The sequence below is a fragment of the Flavobacterium sp. UBA7663 genome, assembly GCF_002483315.1.
Taxonomy (GTDB): domain Bacteria; phylum Bacteroidota; class Bacteroidia; order Flavobacteriales; family Flavobacteriaceae; genus Flavobacterium.
Genome location: NZ_DLHR01000003.1, coordinates 1 through 4,429 on the forward strand (window position 1 = coordinate 1; position 4,429 = coordinate 4,429).

Consider the following 4,429-nt stretch of genomic DNA (forward strand, 5'->3'; position numbering starts at 1 on the left):
CAATTTCTCGTGACCGCTGTTAGCAGAATCGCAGAATTAGTGCTTCCTTATAATGTAGCCAACGTCTTTTAACATTCCGCTAAATAAACCCATATGTCCATTTCCTTGAATAAAAGTTCCATCGAGCGTGACGTATTCCTTATTGTAATATTGATAATCGGAACCTTTACCAATCAACAGGAAAATAGAATTTTTATAGATTCTATTATCAAAATCCTCGCGACTAAGATAAATTGCGGTGCCCTCAAATTCCGTAATCATGTAACCAGTAACACTAACTCGTTTCCCATAATATTTTTCAGGACTAGCGATAAGACTAATAATTGAAAGATATTCTGATGTAGGCTTTTCTTTAATTTTTCTGGGAACAGAAATTGTATCATTTTGAGAAAATGCGTTTGCTGAGCAAAAAATGAGGAGCACCAATAAGCTTAGTTTCATATGTGTTGTTTTTGACGATCGTGATATTGCGTTTCTGCTAACGTTTCGCGGACACGCGAAGTTGTGAAGCCAGCGAACTGAGTTGTTTCCGCTAAGATAGAATTTATTCGTGAAAATGGAGCTGAAGCTACTCAAAACCAGCAATTTCTCGTGACCGCTGTTACTTGAATGTCGCGACACGAAAGTTGAGCACGAAAGAGCTGACATTAGTAAATCTACAAACCGAATCGCCAAAGTTGAAAAATGCAAAGTATTTTTCCTGAAACACGCAACGGACAAAGATTGCGCAAGATTGGACCCAAGAATTTCGACAATTATTTTCCATTTCAATATTCGACGATCGGTTTCGACAAACTTTGGGATTTTAAAGAAATTCGCAATCGTGTTTTATATACAAAGTGAAAAAAATGCGTTTGCGGAATTCTCAAGCAAGACGCAATATTGGAGCGGGCGCGGAGCGATTTCAAGTAACGTTCCCTTACTATGCGACGTTGCGTTCAAAGCGGAACGAGTATTTTCCGCTAAGATAGAATTTAATCGTGAAAATAGAGTGGAAGCTACTGAAAACCAGCAATGATCGCATAGTAAGTGTTAGCAGCTGGACTTTATTCAATGTAATCTAATTTACACCAGTTTAAGACTTTTCCAATTTCATTCAATTCTAGAAAATAAATGAAACCACTTGAACTGAAGTTCAAATCTATAAAAACAAAATGCATATTACGTTTATTACTGTATGATTTGGATACTTTTAATGATGGAATTGCCCAATCGGGATTTTTTAGATAGAAATTGCTGATTTTATTTGTAGGATAAGATAAGTACTCATATTTTTTTTCAACTTTAAGGACTTTGGTTCGGTTAAAACTTTTTAGACATTCAGGTTCAAAATCTGGACTATATTTTCCTAAGAGATTCTTATTTACTTTATAGCTAATAGAATCATTTTTTATGATAGAGTCTTTAAAGAAAGCGAATGCCAAATCTGAGTAATTTATTTTTTTCTGCGCATTGCAGAAACAAGTAAAAAGAATAAGTATTATAAATCTCATTTAATATTTTATAGATGATGATTGTTAGTCTTGCTGCTAACGTTCTCTTACTATGCGACGTTGCGTTCAAAGCGGAACGAGTATTTTCCGCTAAGATAGAATTTAATCGTGAAAATAGAGTGGAAGCTACTGAAAACCAGCAATGATCGCATAGTAAGTGTTAGTGGCTGGCTTTATTTGCCGCGCTTAATTTTAACTGGACTTTGGCGCGAATCAAATACGTCAAAAATTTCAATGGAATTATTTTCAATATTTAGCCAATAGATAATTTTATAACTTTTGAAAACCAAATAGCGAAAATCCTTTTCTGATTTTTCTAAAGCCTCTTCTATTTGCCCAATTGTAGGTTGTTTCCGTAATTTAGTGGCTTCTTTGATAATTCCTATCACAAGATTTTTGGCAACATTTAGACTTGCGTTCTCTTTGTAATAATCAAATATCTTTTTAAGTTCTTTCTTAGAAAAGTCGGTCCAATAAATCTTTAACTCCATTTTTCTATTTCAGAAAGTAGTTCATTTGATTCTGTAAGACGACCGTTTTTTGAATCATTTGAAGATTGATCGATTCTCTTTTGAAATTCTTGAATACTCATTGGAGCGAATGCAGAATCCGATTTAGTTTCTTTGACCAGTAATTTTTCTAAATGAGTAATGGCTTTCTCACTTTCTAGTTTAAGAAACTCTTGGACGAATAATATTTTTCTTGTTTGCAAATCCATAATCCAATCTTTTTCCAAAAATACAAATTATCTCTAAACGATTTTATTCTGCGAAAGATTTTCTTTAAGCTTGCCACTAACGTTTCGCCGCCATGTCTAGTTGCGGCCAAGATAGCAGAGTATTTTCCGCTTGTGTGAACGAAGTTAATGAAATTGGAGTTTCCGGCGACACAAATGCAGCAATTAGTCATGGCGGCTGTTATAGGCTGGCGCAATATTTAATCTAACTTAAATTCTCTTTTCCAAATCCACAGCTTGCACAATATCTAGCTTTTGGAGTTCTGAAAGGTTTTCCGCAATTAGGACAATCTTTTCCAAATTGGCTGATTTGATGATGCATTATAGCTAAAGGATTTGGTTCGTATTCTCCAGTTATTATTTGGTACATTTCTAGTAAATATCTATACTGTTCAAACGTTTCTATTTCCTCAAGCCAAATATAGTTTTCAATATTCCGTTTTTTCAATTCGCTGTCAACAACTTGCTTTCCATGAAACCATGCATTTCTGCACAACTCAAATTCTTCATCATTAAGCATTTTAACTTCTCCATTACAGCGCCAACAAAATTTGTTTTCCATAAAAGTTTCTATTTTTTAGCGCTATGTTTTCCAGCGCTTGCCTATAACGTTTCGCGGACACGCGAAGTTGCGATGCAAGCGAAACGAGTACTTTCCGCTAATATAGAATTTATTCGTGAAAATGGAGCTGAAGCTACTCAAAACCAGCAATTTCTCGTGACCGCTGTTATGCCTCGTTATTTTAATCCTGTTTTATATGTGTTGTCTAATTTGTTTTGAATTATAGTTGCCACAACTAAAACTTCGGTCATTTCTGTCAACTGTGTATCTTCCATAAGTTTTGGGTCATGAGCTTTTGGATTTCTGTACATACTGAAAAATCCTTTAACAAAATTTCCAAAACCTTTATGTTCGCTTATTTCACTTTCTGTTTGCAACATATTAAAAGCCAACATCGGTTTTTTATCTTTTCCAAGCCCAAAACATTCATCAACTAATTCTCCACCATCAGATGAATAACCACTTTTCTGTCTAAGTCTTTGAGCAACACTTTTTGTGATTTCAAGAATTGCATGGAAGTAATTTTCATTTAACCATTCTGACTCACAATAAGGTAAAATTTCATAGTGAATTCCAATTCCATGAACTCTTTCTTTTATTTTCAATGACCTTCTTTTTGCTTCTGAAATTGTTTTCGCCTTGTCAACAGTTTTTGCTTCGCCAGCTTTATTGATCTCAATTCCTTCATACAGAAGTTTTTCATTTATCCTTGTTCTGTCTTTTTCAAACGCAACTTCATCACCATATCTTTTTGGATTTATAATTCTCAAAATGAAGCTTAATACATTATTTGCGCAGTTGTCTTGATTCTGTTTTCGTTTTAAAGAATGATAGATTCTATCAGGCTTATTTGTTCCTTCTCCGCTATCAATAATATTTGCATTTAAGAATTGCTCATCAATTTGTTTATGAGTCAAAATATCTCCAATTATCTCCGCTATACTTCTGAGCGTGTTAAGGTCAAAATTATTTGTCATTTTACGGTTTTTTTATAATGAGGCATAACGTTTCGCCGCCATGTCTAGTTGCGGCCAAGATAGCAGAGTATTCTCCGCTACTGTGAACGAAGTTAATGAAATTGATGTTTCCGGCGACACAAAACCAGCAATTAGTCATGGCGGCTGTTATAGGCTGGCTTTGTTATGATTTTTTTTGAAACAATTCCAATAACAAAGGTTGATATAATAGTTGAAAATAATATTCCTCTGTAATTTATGTTATTCGAATGATACATAAAATTGCCATTCCGATATGCTCCGAGTTTAGAAGTTATTGAAATAAATTCACTTTCTAAATAGCAGTAAAAGCAATAGAATCCAATAATGCCGACTAAATAAATCATTGCTAATATCAGCTTCTTTATAAGTGAAGTTAAATTTTTAGATAGTATAAAAAAGCTTATGGGAATTAAAGTCAGAATAAAGGCAATGTCAGTTTCAAAAATTCTGAAACCTTTTCCGCCATAATACTCAATTTTAAAACTCGCGAAATACTTTACAGAGCTTCTAGTTAAAATTCGATAATCTATTTCATATAGAAACCCGATAACGAAAAACGTTATTATGGATAGAGACAGAATCAATAGATTTTGTTTTTTCTTCATTGCTGTTTTATAAGCTTGCCTATAACGTTTCGCGG

General features: G+C 33.8%; 7 protein-coding genes. All 7 read right to left on the reverse strand.

The window, feature by feature from the left end; translation table 11 throughout:
- Nucleotides 1-36: 36 nt before the first annotated feature.
- A complete protein-coding gene (locus B2741_RS00490) occupies nt 37-423 on the reverse strand; it encodes a hypothetical protein (protein WP_291134339.1) in 387 nt (128 codons plus the stop codon).
- Nucleotides 424-1,046: 623 nt separating this feature from the next.
- Nucleotides 1,047-1,424 (reverse strand): hypothetical protein, encoded by a 378-nt coding sequence (locus B2741_RS00495; RefSeq protein WP_291134342.1) that lies wholly within the window; start codon nt 1,422-1,424, stop codon nt 1,047-1,049.
- A 242-nt stretch (nt 1,425-1,666) separates the two neighbouring features.
- Complete coding sequence (locus B2741_RS00500; RefSeq protein WP_291134345.1) at nt 1,667-1,984, reverse strand: type II toxin-antitoxin system RelE/ParE family toxin; 318 nt, start codon at nt 1,982-1,984, stop codon at nt 1,667-1,669.
- The gene (locus B2741_RS00505) at nt 1,975-2,229 is read right to left on the reverse strand and encodes a hypothetical protein (protein ID WP_291134348.1); all 255 of its coding nucleotides are present in this window, start codon (nt 2,227-2,229) and stop codon (nt 1,975-1,977) included. The genes B2741_RS00500 and B2741_RS00505 overlap by 10 nt, the downstream gene beginning before the upstream one ends.
- A gap of 205 nt (nt 2,230-2,434) precedes the next feature.
- Nucleotides 2,435-2,791, reverse strand: coding sequence for a hypothetical protein (locus B2741_RS00510; RefSeq protein WP_291134350.1), 357 nt, complete (start codon nt 2,789-2,791; stop codon nt 2,435-2,437).
- A gap of 176 nt (nt 2,792-2,967) precedes the next feature.
- Nucleotides 2,968-3,768, reverse strand: a complete 801-nt coding sequence (locus B2741_RS00515) for a TIGR02391 family protein (RefSeq protein WP_291134353.1) — start codon at nt 3,766-3,768, stop codon at nt 2,968-2,970.
- Between the two features lie 131 nt (nt 3,769-3,899).
- Nucleotides 3,900-4,429, reverse strand: a 530-nt coding sequence (locus B2741_RS00520; protein WP_291134356.1) for a hypothetical protein, incomplete at its 5' end; no start/stop codon positions are given.

Excerpts from the sequence above, each read along its gene's own strand:
- B2741_RS00500 (WP_291134345.1), bottom strand. The coding sequence starts at position 1,984 with ATGGAGTTAAAGATTTATTGGACCGACTTTTCTAAGAAAGAACTTAAA.
- B2741_RS00510 (WP_291134350.1), bottom strand. The coding sequence starts at position 2,791 with ATGGAAAACAAATTTTGTTGGCGCTGTAATGGAGAAGTTAAAATGCTT.
- B2741_RS00515 (WP_291134353.1), bottom strand. The coding sequence starts at position 3,768 with ATGACAAATAATTTTGACCTTAACACGCTCAGAAGTATAGCGGAGATA.